The following is a 22,852-nucleotide window of genomic DNA, read 5'->3' as shown; positions in this document are numbered from 1 at the left end:
CCGGGGGCGCCAGGCGCCCCCAAGCTGCCAAAGATGCGCTTGCGCACCGGCGTGTGGCGTTGAGGTAAGCAACCGGCGCGCCAAACAGCCGCGCCGCCACAACCCAACTCCTGACAAGGCTTTACACAAGTACCCTGATATCGGGTGAAGCTCGCTCACCTGACAAATCACGCCCTGGAATCGGGTTTCCCTGCCACACCCTGCCAATTTGGCACTCAGCGGCGAAGCAGCCGCTCGATCTGATCGACGTCGAAAACGCATCCCCCCCAGACTCCGCCGCTCGCCGCTTGCAGCGCGGCCCAAAGCCGCGTGTCGGCCGGCAACCTCGGGTCGGCAGCCAGATCGCCCCGTGGCGGGCGCGCCGCCAAGACCCGCGATCCTTCGTCGGGGCCGAACTGACGCATCTGGCCGTCGACCCTGTGGCCGATCAAGTCGACCGTGCCTTCCAGCCGGACCCGGTCCACGACGATTTGCACCAGGTCGCCCTCCTGCAACCGGCCGATCGGCCCTCCGGCCAGGGCCTCGGGCCCCACGTGGCCGATGCATGCGCCGGTGCTGACGCCCGAGAACCGGGCATCGGTCACCACAGCCACCTCGCGTCCCCAGCTCAGGTGTTTCAGCGCCGAGGTGATCTGGTAGATCTCCTCCATGCCCGAACCCAAAGGTCCGCGGCAGGCGAGCACCAGCACATCGCCCGGGCGAATCGGCGACGGCCCGCGCCCCTTGATGGCCGCGATCGCGTCGCTTTCGCGGATGAACACGCGCGCCGGACCCGTCTTGCGATAGACCCCATCGGCATCGACCACGCGCGGATCGATCGCCGTGCTTTTGATCACCGAACCATCCGGCGCGAGATTGCCGCGCGGGAAACACACGGTGCTCGTCAGCCCGCGCGCCCGGGCAACCTCGGGCGACATGATCACGTCGTCCGGATCGACACCGTCGCGCTGGCGGAGCACTTCGCGCAGCCGCGCGCGGCGCGGCGAGTTTTCCCACCATTCGAGCAATTGACCCCAGGTGCGGCCGGCCACGGTCATGGCGTCGAGCTCGATCAGTCCCAGGGCGCGCAAGTGCAGCATCACCTCGGGCACCCCTCCGGCCAGAAACACGCGCACCGTCGGATGCCCGACCGGGCCGTTGGGCAACACGTCGACAAACCGCGGCGTGCGGCGATTCACGTCGATCCAGTCGTCGACCGTGGGCCGTCGCAATCCGGCCGCATGCGCAATCGCCGGGATGTGCAAGAGCAGATTGGTCGAGCCCCCCATCGCCGCATGCACGACCATCGCATTGCGCAGCGAAGCCTCGCTCAGCACGTCTTTGCCACGCACGCCGCGCCGCGCGAGCTCCCACAGTGCGCGGGCACTGCGCCGCGCCATGTCGAGCCAGATCGGCTGACCCGAGGGAGCCAGCGCCGAGTGCGGCAAGGTCAGGCCCAGCGCTTCGCCCACGACCTGGCTACTGGCCGCGGTGCCGAGAAACTGGCAGCCGCCCCCCGGAGATGCGCAGGCCCGGCAGCCCAACTCGGCCGCCTCTTCCAAGGTCACTTCGCCGTGCGCAAACCGCGCGCCGAGCGATTGAATCTTGCCGGCGTCTTCGCCTGCGGCCGGCGGCAGGGTCACTCCGCCGGGCACCAACACGCTCGGCAAGTCGCCACAGCCGGCCAAGGCCATCATCATGGCGGGCAGGCCCTTGTCACAGGTAGCCACGCCCAGCACTCCGCGGCGCGTGGGCAGCGAACGCACCAGCCGGCGAAAAACCTGTGCCGCATCGTTGCGATAGGGAAGGCTGTCGAACATGCCCGGGGTGCCTTGCGTGCGCCCGTCGCAGGGGTCCGACACGAATGCCGCATGCGGCACGCCGCCTGCCGCCTTGAGCACGGCGGCCGCTTCCCGCACCAACAGACCGACCTCCCAGTGGCCCGTGTGATAGCCCAGGGCAACCGGCCGGCCGTCGTCCGCGCGAATCCCTCCTTGCGTACTCAGCAGCACGAACGGCGGCCCGATCGTCTCGGCCGGTGGCCAGCCCATCCCGGCGTTCTGCGCCAGGGCAAACAAATCGCCGCTGGGCCAATCGCGCAGCATGCTTTCGTCGAGCGGCAAGCTGCCTTGCGGACCAGCGGCGGTGGTTCGCACGTCGTACAGGTCGGCCGCCGCGCCACCGAGAATCTCGTCGATAGAAAACTGCGCAGCCTGGTTCGACATGCGAAGGCCTTTTGTCTTGATCGGCGCGACGACCGAATCGATGGAAGGTCGTAGTGTGCCCGGCGAGCTTAACGCTCGCCCGCCGCGCGGGGCAACCAGCGCCGCGCCAGCCAGGTGGCGGCAACCGGTACGGCGATCGAACCAACCAAGGCAAACGCCATCACGGCATAGTCCATCGCCAAGGCCCCCAAAATGCCATACACCAAGGCGATGCCGAAATTGGCCAGCACGACCGGCGGCGCGAATCGTTTCCACGCCAGCCGCGTGGTCCCCAGCAAGAGCACGCTCGCCTCGGCCAGCACGGGCACGGCCCGCGTGGCGACGAGCAAACTAGGCCCGAGGCGCTCGGCCAGGCCCTCGAGCCGGGCGACGTCGTCGGGACGAGCCAAGCGCGCCAGCAGCGGACGTCCGCCCGCGCGCGCCAGGGCAAACCCACCGAACGCCCCCAGAGTCATCCCTAACCACGAGACGAGCGTGGCGGCGCCGATGCCAAGCTTCGCCCCGGCGAGCGTGCTGACAAAGCTCGAGGGGATGGGGATGAGCACGTCGGCCGCCAGAGCCGCGACGACCATGCCGGCAAACTCCGCCGGCGGCAGTGTCGTGCTGAACCAGGCCGAGACCCGGTCTTCGAATCCCTCGCCCAAGACGAGCAGCGGCAGCACCGGCAAGGCCAAGACGGCCGTGACGACAATCAGACTGGCAGTGAAAAAGTCGCGCATCCTGGCCATTCTGCGGCCGAAGCGCCGCCTCCGGCAAGCTCCACGGCAACCGCACGCAGGTCGGCCCGGCGGTCCGGGCGCCTCGCCCGGAAGGTTTATGACAGTGCCCGACTTGTAGGGGACCCGGCCAGAGCCGAAACTTAACGATCGGAAAAGATCGGGGGAGAGGCGACCGCGCTGCTGGACTTTTCTAGGCAGTGCGAGCGGCAGACACGCTCGTGTTTGCGCCGTGGAGGAAATCCCCCGGTGATCGAGATTCGTCATAAGACGACGCAGGATGTGTTGCTGCGCCTCGACGCGGCCAAATCTTTGCGTCAGCAAAGTCTGGCGTCGGCTCGGCTGCGTGACGCGTGCCTGGCGAATCAGGACTTGCGCGAGGCCGACCTTTCGAATGCCGATCTGCGCGACTGCGACCTGCGCGGAGCCGATCTCACCGGCGCGCGGCTGAACCACTCTGTGCTCAGCGGCGCGAACCTGCAGGGAGCCCGCCTCGATGCCGCGCAACTGATCAACGGACTGCTGATCGGCTGCAACCTGTGCGGTGCGTCGTTGGTAGGAGCCAACTTGCGCTACGCCAAGCTGGCCGGCGCCGTATTGCGCAAGGCAGACCTGACAAAAGCCGACCTAAGCATGGCCGACCTGCGCGCCAACTTCGAGGAGGCCAAGCTCAACGGGAGCGATCTGCGCGGAGCAAACCTCTCCGGGGCCAACCTGGTGATGGTCAATCTCGAAGGCGCCAACCTGACCGGCGCCGATCTGGCCAACGCCCGTTTGCTTCGGGCCAAGATGGAAGGGATGATCGATCCGGCGGGCAGGGGTACCGTCGCCAAGCCCTCGCAGGTCGTCAAAAAACCGCCGGCCAGGCCTTGGTGGCGCCTCTGGGGTTAGCGTCGCGGGCATCTTGTTTGACAAGGCCGTTTCGATGCACGAAGCGCACTTGCTGCTGGCGGCCGCGGGTTTCTTCGCCGCGGCGGCGTTTGCGGCGCGGCGGATCTATCGCCGCTCGGGAAGCAGCTCCCCTGTGCCACCTGCATTGCCGTCGTGGCCGGGGGTGGTTCCTGCGTTCGCCGCTCTGGGCGACCGCCACGGCGGCGCCGAAGAGCAGCTCCGCCAGTCGGAGGAGAAATACCGCATCCTGATCGAGAACGCCAACGATGCGATCGTCATCGTGCAAGACGGGATGGTGCGGTTTCACAATCCCCGTACGACCGAACTACTCGGCTACAGCGCCGAACAGCTCGGCGGGGTTTCGTTCATCGACGTCATCCATCCCGACGACCGCGCCATGGTGGCCGAACGCTATCTGCAGCGGCTGGCCGGGCTCGAGGTGCCCAGCCGTTACACGTTTCGCGTCGTCGGCGCAGCCGGGCGCAACTATTGGGTGGAAATCAACTCGGTGCTGGTCACCTGGAATGGACATCCCGGTACGCTCTGCTTCCTGCGCGACATCAACGAGCAAAAACAGGCTGAAGAAGAGCTCCGCCGCAGCGAGGCCCGTAATCGAGCCATCCTCGACGCCACACCCGACATGTTCTTCGTCGTGGCGCGCGACGGCACCTGTCTCGAATGCCGCGCGACGCCCGACTACTTTTTCATTCCGATGTCCGAATTCATCGGGGTCCGCCTGACGGAGTATTTCCCAGGCGAGCTGGCCGAACGTTTCCTGAACGGGATTCGCCGCACGCTCGATTCAGGCGAGTTGACCACCTTCGAAGTCCGGCTGCCCACGCCGATGGGCATTCGCCATCTGGAAATGCGCGTTGCCGTGTATGGGCCCGAGACCGTCCTGTTCGTCGTGCGCGACGTGACCAGCCGTAAACGTGCCGAAGACGAGCTGCTCGTGGCCAAGCAGGCCGCCGAGGCCGCGAACCGCGCCAAGAGTCACTTCCTGGCCAATATGAGCCACGAAATCCGCACGCCGATGAACGGGATCATCGGCATGGTCGAGCTGGCGCTGCAGACCGATCTCTCGCGTCAGCAGCGCCGCTATCTCGAGGCCGTGCTCGAATCGGCCGAGTTCTTGCTGTCGCTGATCAACACCGTGCTGGACTTTTCGAAGATCGAAGCGGGGCGATTGGAACTCGACCCCCAGCCGTTTGCGCTGCGCGACGCGCTCGGCGACACGGTCAACGCCCTCGCGCTGCGGGCCCATGAGAAACAGCTCGAGCTGGTCTGCCACGTCCGGGCCGACGTGCCGGATCGCCTGATCGGCGACTCGGGCCGTCTGCGCCAAATCGTGTTCAACCTGGTCGGCAACGCGATCAAGTTCACCGCGGCGGGCGAGGTCGTCGTGCGTGTCGGCCGGCAACGCGCCGCCGACCACGGCGTGATGCTGTTGTTCGAGGTCTGCGACACCGGCATCGGCATCCCGTCCGACAAACTCGAGACGATCTTCGAGCCGTTTCGCCAGGTCGACGAATCGACCACCCGCAACTATGGCGGCACCGGCCTGGGCCTGTCCATTTGCCGCGAGTTGGTCGAAATGATGGGCGGCCAGATGTGGGTCGAAAGCGAACCGGGCCAGGGCAGCCGGTTTTCGTTCACCGCGCGGCTGCAGATCGCCGCCGAAGAAGAACCTTTGCTCCCCACCGCGCTCGACGGCCAGCGCGTGCTGGTCGTCGACGACAGCCGCAGCTCGCGCAAGGCATTGCTCGAAACTTTGCAGGCCTGGCGCATGCGCCCGCAGACGGTGGGCACAGCCGAGCAGGCCCGCGCCGCCTTGAGCGAAGCCGACGACGCCGGCGACTCCTACCGCGTCGTGCTGCTGGACGTCGCGCTCGACGGGCGCGACAGCCTGGGCCTGGCCCGCGAAATCCAAGCGCGTCCGCAAGCACCGGCCGTCGTCCTCATGCTGACGCACGTCGACGAGCAAAGCGACTGGGTGCAGGAGCACGTCCTGGCCGCGCCTGCGACGCTGGCCAAGCCGATCAAGCCGTCGGACCTGCTAGAGACGATCACCGCCATGCTGTGCGATCGCCAATCGCCGCAACGCGCGCTGCCCGCCGCGGGCGAGACCTGGACGCGCTGCGAGGTCCCCCGCAGTGTCCTGCTCGCCGAAGACAACTTGATCAACCAACGCGTGGCCATCAGCATGCTCGAGGCCCGTGGGCACCGAGTCACGTTGGCGACCAACGGCCGACAAGCGGTCGAGTGCTGCCTCGGCGGACAATTCGACGTCGTCCTGATGGATATCCAGATGCCCGAGATGAGCGGACTCGAGGCCACGGCCGCGATCCGCGCCGCCGAGGCCGAACGCGGCGGGCACGTGCCGATCGTCGCCCTGACGGCCCATGCCCTGCCCGAGGACCGCCAGCGCTGCCGAGATGCCGGCATGGATGGTTACGTGGCCAAGCCGCTGCGTCCGCGCGAGCTGTTCGCCGCCGTCGAATCGCATGCCGCGGCCAATCCCTGCGGCGAACTGCCGCAACCTGCCGCGCCGACGATGCTGGGCGACGCGCCGGGCGACGAGGAGCTCTACGACCGCGGTGCTGCGCTGTCGAGCGTCAACGGCGACGTCGAGCTGCTGCGCGAACTGATGACTCTATTTGTCGCCGAATGCCCCAAGCAGCTCGCCGAGCTGCGCGAAGCCGTCGTTGCGGCCGACGGGCCCCGGTTGCGCCGCGCCGCACACACGCTGAAAAACACGCTGGGCTACTTCGGGGCTCACGCGACCATGCACGACGCCTCGGCGGTCGAAAACGCTGCCCGCGAGGGCGATTTGCACGCGGCCGCCGAGCTCACCGAATCGTTGCTGCCGCGGATTAACCGGCTGCGGCAACGGCTGGCCGAACAGGTCCAAACACGACAGTAACCAGCGATTGTCGGGCCGCTCGAGCCATCCCCCTGGGCGTGCATTCCGCGTGTGGCAGCAGTAAGATTCTCGAAAGGCGGTACGGCGGCTGGCCGGGCAGGTCGATTCCGCCTGTCCGCGACCGGTCGCAGCTCACGAAGGGACCACCCGTGCCCAAGATCTTGATCGTCGATGACTCGGCCATCGATCGACGATTGGCCGGCGGCATTCTCGAGAAGCACCCCCAGTTCTCGGTCGACTATGCGGCCGACGGCAGCGAAGCGCTCGCCCATCTGGAAACACATGCGGCCGACCTGGTGGTGACCGATCTGCAAATGCCCGGCCTGAACGGCCTGGAGCTGGTCGAGGCAATTCGCCGTCGCTGGCCGCTGGTGCCGGTCATCTTGATGACGGCCCACGGCAGCGAGGACATCGCCGTCGCCGCGCTCGAACACGGCGCGGCCAGCTATGTGCCCAAGAGCGTGCTGGCCCGCGAGCTGAACGACACCGTCGAAAACGTCCTGGCCGTGGCCCGCGCCGATCGCCGCAACGAGCGGCTGCTCGACTGCTTGCAGGGTCTCGAAGCCAGCTTCATCCTCGACAACGATGCCGGCCTGTTGCCGCCGCTGGTCGACTTCCTGCAAGATCACGTGGCCCGCATGCGGCTGTGCGACGAGACGGGCCGCATCCGCCTAGGGATCGCGCTGGAAGAAGCGCTGCTCAATGCGCTCTATCACGGCAACCTGGAAGTGACCGGCGACGATCTGCAAGAGGCCAGCGCCAGCCTGCTGGGAGGCGGCAACGGCATCGTCGAGCGGCGCCGCCACGAAGCCCCCTACAAAGATCGCCGGTTGCACGTGCGCGCGGTCATCACGCCCGACTCGGCCCAGTTCGTGATTCGCGACGAAGGGCCCGGTTTCGACCCCGCCACGTTGCCCGACGCCAACGATCCGGCAAACCTGGAATGCATCTCCGGCCGCGGGCTGATGTTGATGCGCACCTTCATGGACGAAGTCCGCTACAACACCACGGGCAACGAAGTTACGCTGGTCAAGCGCTGTGAACCGGCCCCCGCCTGAAGGGGTCCAGACATCCGGCGCAGCACTCACGGAAGAGCACAACAGCCATGAGTCACGAGCAGCTTTGGGCCCCCTGGCGACTGGCCTACATCCAGGGCGCAGACGCCGGCGCCGACGAAACCCGGCCCGAGCGTCATTTCCTGCCGGGCGCCGACGAAAGCTGCTTCCTCTGCCGCGCGGTCGCCGAAGGTGCCTCGCGCGCGGCTGCAAACCTGGTTGTCGAACAGGGCTCCGCGGTCATTACGATCCTCAATCGCTACCCCTACAACAACGGGCACCTGCTCGTCGCGCCGCTCGCGCACAAGGGCCAGCTCGACGAACTGACCGACGAAGAGCATCTGGCCTGCATGCGTACCCTGGGTCGCATGGTGACGGCGATTCGCGCGCGGATGCGCGCCGAGGGCTTCAACGTCGGCCTTAACCTGGGGCGCACGGCTGGCGCGGGGCTGCCGGGCCATCTGCATTGGCACATCGTGCCCCGCTGGAACGGCGACACAAACTTCATGCCGGTGCTGGCGGGCGTCAAGGTGATTCCGCAGTCGCTCGAGGCTTTGCGCGAACTGTTGGCCGACGCGGGGCAGCCGTAATGTCGATCGGCCAATCGTTGCCCCTGGTCCCCGAGATGATCGTCGCCCGGGAAGCGGCGATCTTGGCGCCGTTCGCCTTGCACAGCGTGCACACGGCCGGCCGGCGCTATGCCGAGCCGCCGCATCCCTATCGCGGCCCCTTTCAACGCGACCGCGACCGCATCACGCACAGCGGCGCCTATCGCCGGCTGGCCGACAAGACGCAGGTCTTCACCGGCGAACTGGGCGACTATCATCGCAGCCGGCTGACGCATACGCTCGAAGTCAATTCCGTGGCCCGCAACCTGGGCCGCGCCCTGCGCCTGAACGAAGACCTGATCGAGACGCTCGCCTTGGCCCACGACCTGGGGCATCCGCCGTTCGGCCACTCGGGCGAGACGGTGCTGGACGAGTGCCTCCACGATCAAGGCGGCTTCAGCCACAACCGCCAGTGCCTGCGCATCGTCGAGCAGCTCGAACAGCGCTATCCCGACTTTCCCGGCTTGAATCTCTCGCTGGAAGTCCTGGCCGGGCAGGCCACCCGTGCCGACCGGGGAGCGGCCACCGAGCGCCCGCCGCTTGAGGTGCAAGTCGTCGACGCGGCCGATAGCGTCGCGTACGACACGCACGACGCCGACGACGCCCTGAAGCTCGGGCTCCTGGAGCTCGACGAGCTGCTCGAAATCCCTCTCTGGCAATCGGCCGCACGACAGGCCCGCCGGCGCTACCAGGCCCTGTCGCGGAACGAGCTCAAACGGGCCGTGCTGCACGAGCTGCTGAATTGGCAAGTCGGCGACTTGCTCGAGCACACCCAGCGCCGGATCGCCGCCGCCGGCGTGCACCGGCTCGACGACGTGCGCGCGGCGCCCGTGCTCGTGGCACCCGGCGACGAATTGGCGCCGCTGAAGTCGGAACTCGAGCGGTTTCTCTACCTGCGTGTCTACCGGCATCCGCAGGTGCTCGAAATGCGCGCCCAGGCGCAACAGATGCTCCGCGAGATGTTCGCCGCGCTTGTGGCGCGTCCTTCGCTGCTGCCCGCGGTGTTTGCCGAGCGCGTGGCAGAATCGGGCTTGGAGCGCACCGTGGGAGACTACCTGGCCGGTATGACCGATCGCTACGCGGCTCAGCAGCACACCCAGATTTGTCGCAGCGTTTGACGAATTCGCGGCGGCCTACGCGCACGCGCAGCCCCCCGAACTTGGTGGGGCATCGCGGGCATGTTAGAATTGGTCGGTTCGAGTCTCCTCCCGCTTCGGCGAACGCCTGCCATGCCCCTGCTGATTCTGCGCCTGTTGTTTCTGGTCGTCGCGGCAGGCTTGGGAGTGTCGGTTTTCCAATCGAAGACCGAGCTGCTGGGGTTTTCCTGGGCGGTGCTGGTGGGCATGCTCCTGCTCGCCGGCGCGGTAATCGCCGCCGATGCACTGTTGCCGCGCAAGCGCCTCGACACGATCACGTCGGTCTATTTCGGATTGATCGTGGGGCTGTTTCTCACGTACGTGTTTGGCCTCGCGCTCACGCCGTTGCCGATCGAATCGCAGGTCCGCGAGCAGTTGCAGTTCGTGGCGGCCCTAGTGCTGTGCTATTTGTGCATCAGTTTGTTGATGCAGACTCGCGACGATTTTCGGTTCATCATTCCCTACGTCGAGTTTTCCAAGGAAGTCAAAGGCCAACGGCCCTATCTGCTCGACACCAGCGTCGTGATCGACGGCCGCATCGCCGACGTGATCGAGACCCGGATCTTCGACAGCCAATTGATCATGCCGCGGTTCGTGCTGGCCGAGCTGCAGGGAATCGCCGACAGCTCCGACCGCATGCGCCGCAGTCGCGGCCGCCGAGGGCTCGACATTCTCAACCGCCTGCGCGCCAATCAAGAAGTCGATTTCCAGATCTATGAACGTGAGCTGCCAGAATTCGCCGGCCAGCCGGTCGACTTGAAGCTGGTGATGCTCGCGAAGCACCTCGGCGGCAAGATCATCACCAACGACTACAACCTGAACAAAGTGGCGCGCGTGCAGGGCGTGGGCGTCGTCAATCTCAACGACCTGTCCAACGCGCTCAAGCCCGTGGTGTTGCCGGGCGAGACGATGGAAGTGCGAATCGTCAAGCCGGGGGAAGAGGCTGGGCAGGGCGTCGGCTACCTCGACGATGGCACGATGGTCGTCGTCGAATTCGGCCGCGATCACATCAATCGCACCGTACGGATCACCGTCAACAACGTCTTGCAGACCAGCGCGGGGCGGATGATCTTCGGCCGTTACGAAAGCGCGCCCGAACCGGCCCGCGCGAATTGAAGTCGCGGATCTGCACTCCGCGCGGCGCTACATCCGCTCGACGACCTCGATGCCCAGCAGCGCCAGGCCCGTGCACAGCGTCCGCGCCGTCAAGTCGCACAACAACAGCCGGCTGGTGCGCAGCTCGGGCGTTTCGGCCTTGAGCACGGGACAGGCCTCGAAGAACGCCGAATAGCAGTTGGCCAACTCCCAGAGATAGGCCGTCAACTGGCTGGGGCGATAATCGCTCATCGCCAGCGCCAAGGCCTCTGCAAACCGCAGCACGGCCAAGGCGAGCTGCCGCTCGGCGGGCGCGTCGAGCACGATCTTGGCGTCGCCGCGGCGCAGCGCGTCGGCGTCGACCTGGCCCCGGGCAAAGATGCTTTGCACCCGGGCATAGGCATACTGCATGTAAGTGGCCGTGTTGCCGTCGAGCGAAACCATTTTCTCGCGGTCGAAGACATAGTCGCTGGTGCGGTTTTGCGACAAGTCGGCGTATTTGAGCGCCGCGATGCCTACCACTTCGGCCACGCGCTCGCGGTCGGCCGGCGCCAGCTCACGACCTCCCTCGCCCGAGCCGACGACGTCCCGTGCTGCCTCGACAGCCTCGTCCAACAGCCACGCCAGGCCCACGGTGTCGCCGGCACGGGTGCGATACGGTCGCCCATCTTTCCCCAGGATCGTGCCAAAGCTGACGTGCACCAGTTCGACGTCTTGCATGCCCCAGCGGCGGGCCGTGGCGAACAACTGTTCGAAGTGCAGGCTCTGCCGGTGGTCGACGACGTACAAGATGGCGTCCGGGCGCCACGTCTCGAGCCGGTATTGCAGGGTCGCCAGATCGGTCGTCGCGTAGAGGAACGCGCCGTCCTGTTTTTGAATGATCATCGGGGCGTCGTAACCCTCGACGAACACACACACGGCCCCCTCGCTGGCGCGCGCCAGCCCCAGGCGTTCGAGCTCGGCGACGACGCCTGCGAGGCGATCGTGATAGAAACTTTCGCCCAGCGTGTAGTCGAACGTCACCCCCAACCGGCGGTAGATCACGTCGAGATCGACCAGGCACTTGGGCAGAAACTCGCTCCACAGCCGCCGCCGCTCGGGGTCGCCCGCGTGCAGCAGCGCGGTCTCGCGCAAGACCGCCGCGCCGATCTCGGCGTGTTCGCGCGCCAGCGCGGCCAGTTGCGAATCGTGGTCGATGGCCGCCAGCTTGTCGTCGGTCTCGGCCAGCGCTGCTTCGGCCTCGCGCAGCCCCGCTTGGGCTTTGGCCAGTTGCTTGCCGGCGGCCTTGGTCTGCTTGGGATCGGCCGCCGCGGCCTGAGCGGCGCGCTCCGCGCCGGCCAACTCGGCCGCAGCCCGGGTGACCTTCGCTACGAGTTCGGATCGGGCGGCACGGCGCTCGTGGTAGTCGACCAACCTGCTGACGAGCCGGTACAGCCGCGACAACTCATCGACCGGACGTGCCTGGTAGGCCGGCGCATCGAGGAAGTTGCGATAACCGTACAAGATCATGCCGAACTGAGTACCCCAGTCGCCGAGATGGTTGTCGCTGATCACGCGGTGGCCGAGAAACCGCAGCGTGCGGACGAGTGCATCGCCGATGACCGTCGAGCGGATATGGCCCACGTGCATCGGCTTGGCCACGTTGGGCGCCGAATAGTCGACGACATAGGTCCGCGGCCGGGCGGCCAGGGCGATGCCCAAACGCTCGTCGGCGACGGCCTCGGCCAACCGGGCGGCCAGCCACTCCTGGCGAAACCGCAAGTTGATAAAGCCCGGCCCGGCGATCTCCGGCGGCTCGCAGCAATCGCCGAGGTCGAGCGCAGCCACGAGCTCGGCGGCCACCTCGCGCGGCGGGCGACCCAGCCGCTTGCCCAGCGACATGGCACAGTTGATCTGATAGTCGCCGAACTTCGGGTCCTGTGCCTGACGGACCTGCGACGCCAGATCGCCTGGTTCAGCGCTCAACCGGCTTGCCGCCACGGTCAGGCGGTCGCTGATCAACTCGGCCAGGTTCATCGCGTACAGCAAGCGGCTAGCGGGAATCGACGAAAGAAGTCGCCCAGTCTCGCACGCTGCGACCCTTTTGAGCAAGCCCGAGGGCTTTTCATCCACGGCAAAACGTGCCAAACTCACGCCACTTGTCGGCCGCACTGCGTGCGCGTCGCCACCGGGTCAGCCTTCGATCAGCAGAGATTTCGCCGCCATGCTCGTCGGGATCCCCCAAGAAAGTCTGGCCGGTGAACGCCGCGTGGCGATCGTGCCCGGCAATATCGCCGCGCTCAAAAAGCTCGGGCTGGACGTCGTCGTCGAGTCGGGCGCAGGGCTGAATTCGGGCTTCGCCGATCAGGCGTTCGCCGACAAGGGGGCGCGCATCGGGTCGCGTGCCGAGGCTTTCGCGGCGGATATCGTGCTGCAAGTACGGGCGTTGGGTGCCAACGAGACGGCTGGCAGCGCCGATGCCGAAATGCTCCGCCCCGGCGCGACGCTCGTCTGCCAATGCGAGCCCTTGTCGCAGCCCCAGGCCATCGCCGCAGCCGCCCCTCGCGGCGTGACGATCTTCGCGCTCGAATTGGTGCCGCGCATCACGCGGGCCCAGGCGATGGACGTCTTGTCGTCGATGGCCATGCTGGCCGGTTACAAGGCCGTGCTCCTGGCGGCCGACCGCCTGCCCAAGATGATGCCGATGATGATCACCGCCGCCGGCACCGTCGCACCGGCCAAGGTGTTTGTCATCGGGGCCGGTGTGGCCGGTTTGCAGGCCATCGCCACCGCGCGGCGGCTGGGTGCCGTGGTCGAGGCCTACGACGTCCGGCCGGCCGTCAAAGAGCAGGTGGAAAGCCTGGGGGCCAAGTTCGTCGAGCTACCGCTGACCACGGCCGACGCCCAGGACAAGGGCGGCTACGCTAAGGCGCAGGACGAAGATTTCTATCGCCGCCAGCGCGAAGTCATGACCAAGGTCGTCGCCGCCAGCGACGTGGTGATCACCACGGCGGCCGTGCCCGGCAAGCAAGCACCGATCCTCGTCACTCGCGACATGGTGACCGGCATGCGGCCCGGCGCCGTAGTCATCGATCTGGCCGCCGAGCGCGGCGGCAACTGCGAGTGCACTCGCCCGGGCGAAATCATCGACGTTGGCGGCGTCGCGGTCGTCGGCCCGCTCAATCTGGCCACGACGTTGCCGGCCGACGCCAGCGCCCTGTATGGCAAGAACGTGACCACGTTCCTGGCCTTGCTGGTCAAGAACGGCGCGCTCAACATCAATCTCGAAGACGAGATCCTTCGCGAATCGCTCGTGGCCCGCGAGGGACAGGTCGTCCACCCGCGGCTGCGTGAGTCCCTTGGGCTGGCCCCCGCCGTGAAGTGACCCCGGCTGCCGGGACAGCTCTCGGCTGCTGAATTGCGGCAACCGGTACGCGTGCACAGCGGGCCGCTCAGCCCGCCTTGATCTCGGCCACCAGCTTGGTGAGCGAATCCTTCGCGTCGCCGAACAAGATCGAGCATTTCGGGTCGTAGAACAGCTCGTTCTCGATGCCCGAGAAGCCGGGGTTCATGCTCCGCTTGAGCACGATGATGCTCTTGGCCTGATCGACGTTCAGAATGGGCATGCCATAGATCGGGCTGCTGCGGTCGTTACGGGCCGCCGGGTTGACGACGTCGTTGGCCCCGACCACCAGCGCCACATCGACCATGCCGAACTGGTCGTTGATCTGCTCCATTTCGAACTGGGAGTCGTAGGGCACGTTGGCCTCGGCCAGCAGCACGTTCATATGGCCCGGCATGCGCCCCGCGACGGGGTGAATCGCATACCGCACCTCGCCGCCCTTCTCCTCGATCAGGGTCGCCAGCTCGCGCACCTGGTGCTGGGCCTGGGCCACGGCCAGCCCGTAGCCGGGCACGATCACCACCTGGCGGGCATAGGCCAACTGCACGGCGGCATCGTCGAGTGAAATGCTGCGCACCTCGGACGGCCGATCGCCTGGCCCCGAGACGCCGGTCGAATCGCCGCCGCCGAACGCCCCGAACAGCACGTTGGCAAACGAGCGGTTCATTGCCCGGCTCATCAGGATCGACAGGAAGAAGCCCGACGCGCCGTCGAGCGCGCCGGCAATGATCAGCACGTTGTTGCCCAACGCAAAGCCTGTCGCACTCGAGGCCAGGCCGGCGTAGGAATTCAACAGTGAAATGACGACGGGCATATCGGCGCCGCCGATCGGCACGACGATCAGCACGCCCAGCGCCAGGCCGACGAGGATCATCCCGTAGAACATCACCGTGTGGATCGGCAGCGACGAATCGACGGCCACCAGGCCGATCAGCAACGCCAGGGCGACGAAAAACAGCCCGATGTTGCTCGGGTTCTGGAACGGATAGGTGATCGGCGCGCTGCGCACCAGGCCCTGCAGCTTGGCAAACGCCATGATGCTGCCGGTGATTGTCAGCGAGCCGAACATGACCTCAAACCCCAGCGCCGCCATTTCGACACGCGAGAGCTGTTCGCCGAGCACACGGACATGGTGGTCGTAATGCGACACGCCGACGAGCGTCGCGGCCAGCGCGCCGAACGCGTGCGAAATCGCCGTTCGCTGGGGAATCGCCGTCATCGGCATCCAGATCGAGATGGCCGCACCGACGGCCGAACCCACGATCAGACCCACCAGGATCCAGCCGAACTGCACGATATCGTGATGGAACAGCGTCCCGATCACGGCGACCAGCATGCCGACGGCGGCCATCTGCATGCCGCGCCGGGCCGTCTCCGGATGCGTCAGGCCGCGCAGGCCCAAGATGAACAGCACGGCCGAGACCAGGTACAGCCCCTGGACAATCACCTCGCGCGCCGTCGACGGCGTCGCGGCAGCCGCATGCGTTGCGGCCAGCAGTCCGATCAGGTCACAGGCGGTGCTCACTGGTGCGGCTCATGGCGCTTGAACATCTTCAGCATCCGGTCGGTGATCATGAAACCACCGACGACGTTGATCGTGGCCGCCGTCACGGCCAGGGTGCCCAGGATCGTGCTGACCACGCTGTAGTCGGCCCCGGCCGCCACGATGGAGCCGACCAGCGAGATTCCCGAGATGGCGTTCGTGGCCGACATCAGCGGCGTGTGCAGCAGCGCCGGCACCTTGGTGATCACCTGGAAGCCGACAAACCCTGCCAGCACGAACACATAGAGCTGCAAGAACGCCGTCAGGACATTGAGTTCCATACGCCAGCCCAATCTTGCCACGCCAAGTGCCACCGTTGGAGGACGGCGAGTATAGCAAGAGGCTGCCAGGATGAGCATGCCCAGGGGCACCACCTGTGACGATTCGGCCCCGCGGCCCACCGGCCGCCGGCGCTCGAACTCGACCACCAAGGTCGCCGCGGGCCCCGGGCTGCGTTAATCTGGGCGCCGGATCGTTACCCAAGGATCGACTCTATTTCGCGGCGCCGGCCTATTTGACCATGCGGACGTTGCGCGATCGCGTTGCCGTCGTCACCGGGGCGGCCCACGGCATTGGTCGGGCCCTCGCCGAGCGGCTGCGGCAATCCGGATGCCGGCTGGCGCTGGTCGATCTCGATGCCCGCGCGCTGGCAGCCGCGGGTGAACAACTTGCTGCGGCGGGCGCGGCAGTCTCGACCCACGTGCTCGACGTGGCCGACCGAGCGGCGATGCTCGATTTGCCCGCGGCGGTGCTCGAGCGCCACGGCGCCGTGCACCTGTTGGTCAACAACGCCGGGGTGTCGGTGGCTGGCCCCGTCGCCGAAACGTCGCTCGACGACTACGCCTGGATCGTGGGCGTGAACTTCTGGGGCACGATCTACGGCTGCAAGGCCATGCTCCCGCATCTGCTTGCGGCCGACGAGGGCCACATCGTCACTGTCTGCAGCGATTTCGGTCTCGTCGGCTTTCCGACCAAGAGCGGCTATTGCGCCACGAAGTTCGCCATCCGCGGATTCTGTGAAGCGTTGGCCGCCGAATTGCACGGCACGCAGGTCGGCCTGTCGCTGATCTACCCACCGGCCGTGGCCACGGACATCGTCGACCGCGGTCGGGTGGTTAACCGGCACAAGCAAGCGCTTGAGTCAGCATTCCTTAAGCGCCGGGGCATGGCCGCCGAGCGCGACGCGGCGCGGATCGTCCGCGCGATCGAACGCAACCAGCGCCGCGTGGTGATCGGCCCCGAAATGCACGCGATCGACCTGCTCAGCCGGTTCTCCCCGCGAGCGACGCAATGGCTACTGCCGCGCGTCGCCCGCCGGATGCCGTTCGTGTAAGTGATCGCGTGAACGGGGCGTGGCCCTTCGGACGTCAGTTTCCGCCGCCCACCTTGGCCTCGGGAGCGCCGGGGGCCTTGATGATGCGCACGTTCGACGACAGGTAGTAGGGCATCCCGCCGGCGTCATACACGCCTTCGGCGAAGGTCGCGGCATAGCCCTCCTTGGGCGTCGGCAGCTCGAAGCTCCAGCCCGCTTCGCTCTCGGTCATCGGCTGCTGGCTCCACTTGGCCTCGCGCACGTCGCGCGTCGGCGCGGTGCAGGTCCAGGCCACCATCTTCTTCGGCTTCTGATTCGAAGTCGTCGTCAGCAACAGGCGGTCGGCATTCTCGTCGAAATTCCAGGCAAACTTCGGAAACTCGAGCTTGCCGGCGTTCATCTTGTGCAGCGCCGTGATGCTGCCCAGCAGCCGCTGGAAATCGTTCAGGCCGTGCCCGTTGTTCGGCACGTAGAGCAGGTACTTGTCGCCCTGCAGGTCGTTCCAGTACAGGTTGCACGCGTCGAGCGGCCAGTAGCGGTCGTTGGTGCCGAAGATCAACAACTTCGGCTGCGTGAGCGTCGCGCGGTAACTGTAGGGGTCGACAATGGTGTTGAGCCGCTGACCGCCTTCGGTTCCCTCGGAGCTTTGAATGCCGCGACGGGTATAGTCCTCGATCTGCTCGGAAAACTCACCCCAGGTGGCCAGTTGATGCTTCATCTGGGCGGGTGTATTGAGCATGTCGATCACCATCGGCGCGATGGCCGTGGCCCGTGGGTCGACCGCGCCGGTGAGCCAAGTGGTCCAACCGCGCTTCGAGGCCCCCGTGACGGTGAACGACTTGATCGTGGTGCCGAGTTCCGCGTTGGCAAATTCCTGCGTGGCGTCCATCGCCCGTACCGCGCTTTTCGCCATCGGCAGCAGCAGCGGCCATTCCAGATCGCCGGTTTTCAGATACTGCTCGAACGTGTAGCTGATGATCTCGTCCTCGACCATACCGCCGAAGATCGGCTGCTGCGGGACCTGGCTGAGCAGCACGACGGGCGCCCCGGCGCGCTTGCAGGCCGTGGCCAGCACGGCCGTCTCTTCGGCCAAGGGCTCGTCGGCCTTGGGCGGTTCGGCCAGCGAGTCCTTCCAGCCGCCACCCGAGATCAGCAGCAAGGCGTGCTCGGGCGTCTCGACCTTTTCTGGTACGAGAATCAGCAGTTGGTGGCGCCAGACGATATCGCGCCAGGTCTGCGAGGTGAGAATCAGTTCGGCGTACTTCACCCCGCCGACCGTGCCTTCGCGCCGCTTGGTCCAGGCGTAGCTCGCGTCGGGCTTGGCGACGTACGCCTTCAGAGCACTCGAGGGGGCCAATTGGGCCGCGGCCGGCCGCACCGACACCAGCAACACCAACACAGCACAGATCACCGAGCCGGCACGCAACGTGAAGCGGAGCACGATCAGGTTCCTTGAGGGAGAGATTTGGGCAAGGCAGGAAAACCGGCGCAGGCTTGAACGCACCGGGCAGGAACACTGCGGCGACCCAACCCCCCGTCGCTGCAATGCAGAACCGCATCCTAAACTGAGCCGCAGAGCATGACAAACGCCGTGACGGCGAAAATCCATGCAGAAAACACCGGATTATGCTTGAAGCACCCCAGCCACCTCGGTAGCGTGAAAAACTGCAGGGGGGATTTGCGGTCCTGGGCTGTCGTGAGCACGCCAGTTCAGCCTGGGGGGACCGCACGGAAACGAGGAGGGACTGCTCGTGACTTCACAGTCATCGATCGCTCCACGGCCTACTGCCGTGCGCGGTTTCGGCGCTGTTGCGCTGGTGGCACTTTGGGCGGTAGCCCCGGCCCCGGCCCTGATCATCGCCAGCGGTAACGGCCAAGGAAACACCACGGCCCCCGTCGACGATCCAGGCTGGAACAATATTGGCCGCCTGCACGGCTCTGGCGCCGGGACGTTCATCTACCTGGGCAACAAGAAGGTTCTCACGGCTGCCCACATCGGCCTGAGCGTCGTCTCCAATCAATCTCAAGTCCGCTTCGGCGGCGTTCCTTATACGCCCGTGGCCAATTCGGGCGTCCGGTTGCTGAACCCGGATAACTCGCAGACCGATCTGCTGGTCTTCGAAATCGATGCCGACCCGGGCTTGCCCGCGGTCAAAATCAGCCAATCAACGCCTGCGAACGGCTCGGACCTCGTGCTGATCGGCGAGGGGCTCAACCGGCAGACGTCGCAATTCTATTGGGACGTCGATCAGTCCAACCCGAACAGTTGGGCTTGGACGGAAGTCAATGCAAACGACCCCTGGGACGCCACGGGGTTCAAATGGGGCGGCTCGGTCACTCGACGCTGGGGCACCAACGAGATGACCGACAATGATGTCGACTTTGTCGGGCTCGGCTCCGTGCAGGGCTTTGCCATGCGCTTCGACATCGGCGCTACGACACACGAAGCGGCCGCCGCGGCGGGTGATTCGGGCGGCGCGGTCTTCTACAAGAACCTCGTCACCAATCAGTGGGAACTCTCGGGCGTGATGATTGGCGTCGGTTATCCCGATGGCTGGTCGAACGTGCCGAACCAATCGGCAGTCTCCGGCGGCGCGCACACGCTGGCGGCAGACTTGTCGGTCTACCGCGACCAGATCGTGGCCCTCGTCCCCGAACCAGGAACCATCGTCCTGATGGTCTCGGGACTGCCCTTGATCTGGCTGGCCCGTCGGCGGCTCCGCAGCGTCCGCTGCTAGGCCGGCAGTCGCGCAGGCCGCGGCCGAGCCCCTGTCAACGAATCCAGCCCATGCGCCCGAATTGCGGCACAAAAGGCACCTGGACATCGGTGCCGCGAACGTCGACGTGCCAGGCCGTGGGCCAGGCGTGCGGCCAATAGACCAACAGCGCGCGGCCGACCAGCAGCTCGCGGCGCACGAAGTATTCGCTGCCGCCCCACAGGCGGCCATCGGCACTGCGGCCGCTGTTGTCGCCCAAGGGGAAGAATTCGTCCGGTCCCAGGGCGAAATCCACGTTGCGCAGCCCATCGACGTAGACGTCCCAGCGTTCGGGCGTCGCCAGGAACTCGGCCAGCGCCGCCTCGCTGTTCCCCGGATACACGTCCGAGGGGTCGAGGTAGTCGTTGATCGGATCGGAATTGAATCGTGAGGCGATGTAGTAGACATCGCGCAGCACGCGCAGATGCCGGACGTCGACCGCGGCCCGCTCGGCGACAATCCGTACCGGCACCAGGTCCTCGGCGGTCGGCCTTCGATCGCCCAAATCGTCGTACGTCGTCGCTGCGTCGAACTCGACCAGCTGCCCGTCGATCCACAGCAGCAACTGGCGATCGACGTGAGCCAACAACAACTGCCGCGCGCTGCCCGGGGGCAAGTCGATCTTGGCCGCAGGATGAAACCCGTCGAGGCCGTCGATCCCCAATTCGGCACGTTGGGCCGACAGGTCGAGCCGGCAGGTGAACCGCCGCCCGGCGCGAACCAGGGCCAGTTCGACGCGGCTCGCCTCGACCGGGGTCTCGGTCGAGCGCAACTCGAGTTCGACCGCCAGATCGCCGACCCAATGGACGCCCAGCGATTGCAGGGGCACTTCGCCGGGATCGGCGGCAATTGCGCCCGAGTTGTAAGCGCACGCGTCGGCAATCAACTGCGGCTTGAACGGGTAGTCGGCCGGCAAGGGCCCCTCTTCGAACCGGTCCCAATCGCGCTGCGTCGGCACGAGATGCCGATACTCGAGCGTGGCCGAGTCGGCCGCAGCACAATCGAAGCTGCGCCCGTCGGCCGAGCGGTGCCAGGCCGCGGCGGGTGCCGACTGCCAGCGGTCGGGCCAACCGCGCTCGCGAATCCAGCTCGGCGGGTAATCGTTGTTGTGCACGATCTGCAACAAGGCGCGCATCTTGGCGGGTGGTTTGCGCGCCAACTCAAATTTTTCTCCTTCCGGCGTGCGCACCAGCAGATCGCCGCGCTCGATGCGCACCGTCTCGCCCGGCAAGCCGGCGAGCCGCTTGATGTAGTTCATCTCGGCTTCGCCGGGATACTTGAACACGATCACATCCCAGCGCTGAGGCTGCCGGTTCAATGGCACGCCCTTGGCCACGAGAATCCGGTCGCCCTTGTAGGACGGCTCGTCTTTCGCCGGCGGTTCGAGATCGACCATCCGGGTCCGAAACCGGCACAACGGACAGATCCCGGCCACGACCGTCTTTTTATCGCTCGGAGGATACGTATAGCCGCTGCGCGGATCGACTTCCTCGCTCGCGTTGACCTGGTAGCGGTAGCCGCACTCGGGGCAGAGCAAATCCTTGTGCCGGCCCAAAAGCGTGGGCGCCATCGACCCGGTGGGGATGACGTAGGCCTCGGCGATGAACGTGCGAAACAAGAACGCCAGCAAGAACGCGACGACGATCGACTCGATCGTCTCGCGCGTGCCGTCGATCGCCGGCGGCGAGACCACAGGAGCTTCCGCCGGCAGGAGGGCCGAATCAGGCTCGGTCGTTTCGCTCTGCGGTACGCTCATCCAGCCTTCCGCGGCCACGTGGCCCGAAATATCGCCGTCATTCCAACCCTCCTTTAGCGAATATAGCGAACCTGCGCGGGACTCGGGAATTGCAGCCGCAACCGGCCCAGCTCGACCGCCTGGCTGGGCATATGCACCACAAACGGCTTGCCCACGAGCAATTCAGCCCGCACACCGGGTCCCGTCGTCCACATCCGGCTGTCGTCCGAGAGCGGGCTGTTGTCGCCCAGCATGAAATACTCGTCGGCAGCCAGACGGTATGCCTCGCCGACGCCCCAGGGCTTCACCGGCGCCAAAGGCTGCGTATAGAACACGTCGCGCACGATCACCAGGTCGTCCACCGCGACCTTCAATTCGCGCGCCCCGATGGCCAACGGCCGGCTGGTCGGCTGCAGCGGCGCGGGCGACGACTCGTAATGGAACGGGGGCAAGAGCAGTCGATTGTCGACGGCCACGAGCACCTGGCGGTCGAACAACATCAATTCGAGCTGTGCCGGTTGATGAAACAACGCGGCGTCGAGGGCCGCTTCGCTGGCCAGGTGCCCGTTCTGCCATAGCTCGATGCGACCGCGGCGCCGGTCGATGCGCAGGCGGAACTGTTCCCGGCCGTCGGTCAGCGAAAACCACAGCTCTCCGCCGCCGCGACACGTCACCCGGCACCGCAAGCCCAAGTCGCTGCAATAGTTCAACAACCGCGAGAGGCTCTGGTTGTAGCCCGAGTCGTCATTGACCGGCGATTCTTCGGTTTGGTCGGGCCAGCCGCGCACGCGCCGCCAGTGGCGATAAGTAAGCCACTCGATCTCGGTGCGCGCGTCGCGTTGCTCGCTGGGGGCGGCCAGGACGTAGCCCGTCGGCGTGACCCGCCATTGCGAATCGGTCGTATCGCCCAGCCACCGTGCCGGCAGCGCCGGTTCGTGACGCGGTCGATGACGATCGTCATACACGAGCACCGCCAGGCGCCGACATTCCTCGAGCGATTTGCGCTGCAACTGGCCGTTGATGTACACGTCGCCAGCGCGAATCTCGACCGCTTCACCAGGCAGGCCGACGACGCGCTTGACGTAGACCTTGTGCGCCACGTCGGGGCAACGAAACGCCACGACTTCGTAGCGGTGCGGCGGACGCTGCGTGAACGCCGTCTTCTGTACGAGCAACCGGTCGCCCGCCGTGTCGGGCAGCGTGGCCAGCTCGACAAACGGGTTGCCGCAATTCGGGCAGACGGCCGTCTCGGGCAAAGGCAGGACGTCGGTGCCGCTGACAAATCGGCAGCCGCATTCGTGGCACACCGCCGCGCGGTGGTTACCCCGCAGCGTGTCGGCCATCGAGCCGCTGGGCACGATGAAGCCCTCGACGAACCAGGTGCGGTAGAACTGCACCGCGATCACCAGGCAAACCAAGAACTCGACCGTCAGCCGCAAAGGGCCCTGACGCTGCGGCGGCGTTTCGGTCCAAAAAGACTGCATGCCTGCGACGCA

Annotated in this window: 17 protein-coding genes; 9 read left to right on the top strand and 8 right to left on the bottom strand. The window is 66.3% G+C overall.

Going from position 1 to position 22,852, the window contains the following annotated elements; translation table 11 throughout:
* Window positions 1-215 precede the first annotated feature (215 nt).
* Both K1X74_03325 and K1X74_03320 read right to left on the bottom strand, forming a co-directional pair.
* Window positions 216-2,204 carry a YjhG/YagF family D-xylonate dehydratase gene (locus K1X74_03325; GenBank protein MBX7165358.1) on the bottom strand — a complete coding sequence of 663 codons (1,989 nt, stop codon included), beginning with the start codon at window positions 2,202-2,204 and terminating at the stop codon, window positions 216-218.
* Window positions 2,205-2,272: 68 nt separating this feature from the next.
* Complete coding sequence (locus tag K1X74_03320) at window positions 2,273-2,923, bottom strand: VTT domain-containing protein (protein MBX7165357.1); 651 nt, start codon at window positions 2,921-2,923, stop codon at window positions 2,273-2,275.
* Window positions 2,924-3,169: 246 nt separating this feature from the next.
* Here K1X74_03320 and K1X74_03315 point away from each other — a divergent pair, with 246 nt between their 5' ends.
* From K1X74_03315 to K1X74_03290, 6 genes are all read left to right on the top strand, one after another.
* Entirely contained in the window at window positions 3,170-3,811 is a 642-nt protein-coding gene (locus K1X74_03315) for a pentapeptide repeat-containing protein (protein ID MBX7165356.1), read from the top strand.
* Window positions 3,812-3,845: 34 nt separating this feature from the next.
* Window positions 3,846-6,734 carry a response regulator gene (locus K1X74_03310; GenBank protein MBX7165355.1) on the top strand — a complete coding sequence of 963 codons (2,889 nt, stop codon included), beginning with the start codon at window positions 3,846-3,848 and terminating at the stop codon, window positions 6,732-6,734.
* Between the two features lie 149 nt (window positions 6,735-6,883).
* A complete protein-coding gene (locus K1X74_03305; protein MBX7165354.1) occupies window positions 6,884-7,792 on the top strand; it encodes a response regulator in 909 nt (302 codons plus the stop codon).
* 47 nt (window positions 7,793-7,839) lie between these two features.
* Window positions 7,840-8,379 carry an HIT domain-containing protein gene (locus K1X74_03300; protein MBX7165353.1) on the top strand — a complete coding sequence of 180 codons (540 nt, stop codon included), beginning with the start codon at window positions 7,840-7,842 and terminating at the stop codon, window positions 8,377-8,379.
* A gap of 35 nt (window positions 8,380-8,414) precedes the next feature.
* The gene (locus K1X74_03295) at window positions 8,415-9,515 is read left to right on the top strand and encodes a deoxyguanosinetriphosphate triphosphohydrolase (protein MBX7165352.1); all 1,101 of its coding nucleotides are present in this window, start codon (window positions 8,415-8,417) and stop codon (window positions 9,513-9,515) included.
* 111 nt (window positions 9,516-9,626) lie between these two features.
* A complete protein-coding gene (locus K1X74_03290) occupies window positions 9,627-10,649 on the top strand; it encodes a PIN domain-containing protein (protein MBX7165351.1) in 1,023 nt (340 codons plus the stop codon).
* 27 nt (window positions 10,650-10,676) lie between these two features.
* Here K1X74_03290 and argS read toward each other — a convergent pair whose 3' ends face one another.
* Complete coding sequence (argS, locus tag K1X74_03285; GenBank protein MBX7165350.1) at window positions 10,677-12,644, bottom strand: arginine--tRNA ligase; 1,968 nt, start codon at window positions 12,642-12,644, stop codon at window positions 10,677-10,679.
* 187 nt (window positions 12,645-12,831) lie between these two features.
* On the opposite strand from argS, the gene K1X74_03280 reads away from it, so the two are divergent.
* Window positions 12,832-13,992, top strand: a complete 1,161-nt coding sequence (locus K1X74_03280; GenBank protein ID MBX7165349.1) for a Re/Si-specific NAD(P)(+) transhydrogenase subunit alpha — start codon at window positions 12,832-12,834, stop codon at window positions 13,990-13,992.
* 67 nt (window positions 13,993-14,059) lie between these two features.
* Here K1X74_03280 and K1X74_03275 read toward each other — a convergent pair whose 3' ends face one another.
* Together K1X74_03275 and K1X74_03270 are read right to left on the bottom strand one after the other, a co-directional pair.
* Window positions 14,060-15,457 (bottom strand): NAD(P)(+) transhydrogenase (Re/Si-specific) subunit beta, encoded by a 1,398-nt coding sequence (locus tag K1X74_03275; GenBank protein MBX7165348.1) that lies wholly within the window; start codon window positions 15,455-15,457, stop codon window positions 14,060-14,062.
* Between the two features lie 74 nt (window positions 15,458-15,531).
* A complete protein-coding gene (locus K1X74_03270) occupies window positions 15,532-15,834 on the bottom strand; it encodes an NAD(P) transhydrogenase subunit alpha (GenBank protein MBX7165347.1) in 303 nt (100 codons plus the stop codon).
* Between the two features lie 239 nt (window positions 15,835-16,073).
* Here K1X74_03270 and K1X74_03265 point away from each other — a divergent pair, with 239 nt between their 5' ends.
* Window positions 16,074-16,886: an SDR family NAD(P)-dependent oxidoreductase gene (locus K1X74_03265; protein ID MBX7165346.1), complete on the top strand. Its 813-nt coding sequence runs from the start codon at window positions 16,074-16,076 to the stop codon at window positions 16,884-16,886.
* A 34-nt stretch (window positions 16,887-16,920) separates the two neighbouring features.
* Here K1X74_03265 and K1X74_03260 read toward each other — a convergent pair whose 3' ends face one another.
* A complete protein-coding gene (locus K1X74_03260; protein MBX7165345.1) occupies window positions 16,921-18,306 on the bottom strand; it encodes a PhoPQ-activated pathogenicity-related family protein in 1,386 nt (461 codons plus the stop codon).
* 310 nt (window positions 18,307-18,616) lie between these two features.
* Between K1X74_03260 and K1X74_03255 the strand changes: the two genes are divergently transcribed.
* Window positions 18,617-19,603 carry a PEP-CTERM sorting domain-containing protein gene (locus K1X74_03255; protein MBX7165344.1) on the top strand — a complete coding sequence of 329 codons (987 nt, stop codon included), beginning with the start codon at window positions 18,617-18,619 and terminating at the stop codon, window positions 19,601-19,603.
* 34 nt (window positions 19,604-19,637) lie between these two features.
* On the opposite strand, the gene K1X74_03250 is transcribed toward K1X74_03255, so the two are convergent.
* Together K1X74_03250 and lepB are read right to left on the bottom strand one after the other, a co-directional pair.
* Window positions 19,638-21,377 (bottom strand): S26 family signal peptidase, encoded by a 1,740-nt coding sequence (locus K1X74_03250; GenBank protein MBX7165343.1) that lies wholly within the window; start codon window positions 21,375-21,377, stop codon window positions 19,638-19,640.
* 53 nt (window positions 21,378-21,430) lie between these two features.
* Window positions 21,431-22,840: a signal peptidase I gene (gene lepB, locus K1X74_03245; protein MBX7165342.1), complete on the bottom strand. Its 1,410-nt coding sequence runs from the start codon at window positions 22,838-22,840 to the stop codon at window positions 21,431-21,433.
* Window positions 22,841-22,852 lie beyond the last annotated feature (12 nt).

It is taken from the genome of Pirellulales bacterium (assembly GCA_019694435.1).
Lineage (GTDB): Bacteria > Planctomycetota > Planctomycetia > Pirellulales > JAEUIK01 > JAIBBZ01.
Note: the sequence above shows the minus strand (reverse complement) of the source record. Positions and strands in the feature narration are given on the sequence as shown.

Excerpts from the sequence above, each read along its gene's own strand:
- K1X74_03280 (MBX7165349.1), top strand. The coding sequence starts at position 12,832 with ATGCTCGTCGGGATCCCCCAAGAAAGTCTGGCCGGTGAACGCCGCGTG.
- K1X74_03250 (MBX7165343.1), bottom strand. The coding sequence starts at position 21,377 with ATGAGCGTACCGCAGAGCGAAACGACCGAGCCTGATTCGGCCCTCCTG.
- argS (MBX7165350.1), bottom strand. The coding sequence starts at position 12,644 with ATGAACCTGGCCGAGTTGATCAGCGACCGCCTGACCGTGGCGGCAAGC.
- K1X74_03265 (MBX7165346.1), top strand. The coding sequence starts at position 16,074 with ATGCGGACGTTGCGCGATCGCGTTGCCGTCGTCACCGGGGCGGCCCAC.
- K1X74_03295 (MBX7165352.1), top strand. The coding sequence starts at position 8,415 with ATGATCGTCGCCCGGGAAGCGGCGATCTTGGCGCCGTTCGCCTTGCAC.
- lepB (MBX7165342.1), bottom strand. The coding sequence starts at position 22,840 with ATGCAGTCTTTTTGGACCGAAACGCCGCCGCAGCGTCAGGGCCCTTTG.
- K1X74_03320 (MBX7165357.1), bottom strand. The coding sequence starts at position 2,923 with ATGCGCGACTTTTTCACTGCCAGTCTGATTGTCGTCACGGCCGTCTTG.
- K1X74_03325 (MBX7165358.1), bottom strand. The coding sequence starts at position 2,204 with ATGTCGAACCAGGCTGCGCAGTTTTCTATCGACGAGATTCTCGGTGGC.
- K1X74_03300 (MBX7165353.1), top strand. The coding sequence starts at position 7,840 with ATGAGTCACGAGCAGCTTTGGGCCCCCTGGCGACTGGCCTACATCCAG.
- K1X74_03310 (MBX7165355.1), top strand. The coding sequence starts at position 3,846 with ATGCACGAAGCGCACTTGCTGCTGGCGGCCGCGGGTTTCTTCGCCGCG.
- K1X74_03290 (MBX7165351.1), top strand. The coding sequence starts at position 9,627 with ATGCCCCTGCTGATTCTGCGCCTGTTGTTTCTGGTCGTCGCGGCAGGC.
- K1X74_03270 (MBX7165347.1), bottom strand. The coding sequence starts at position 15,834 with ATGGAACTCAATGTCCTGACGGCGTTCTTGCAGCTCTATGTGTTCGTG.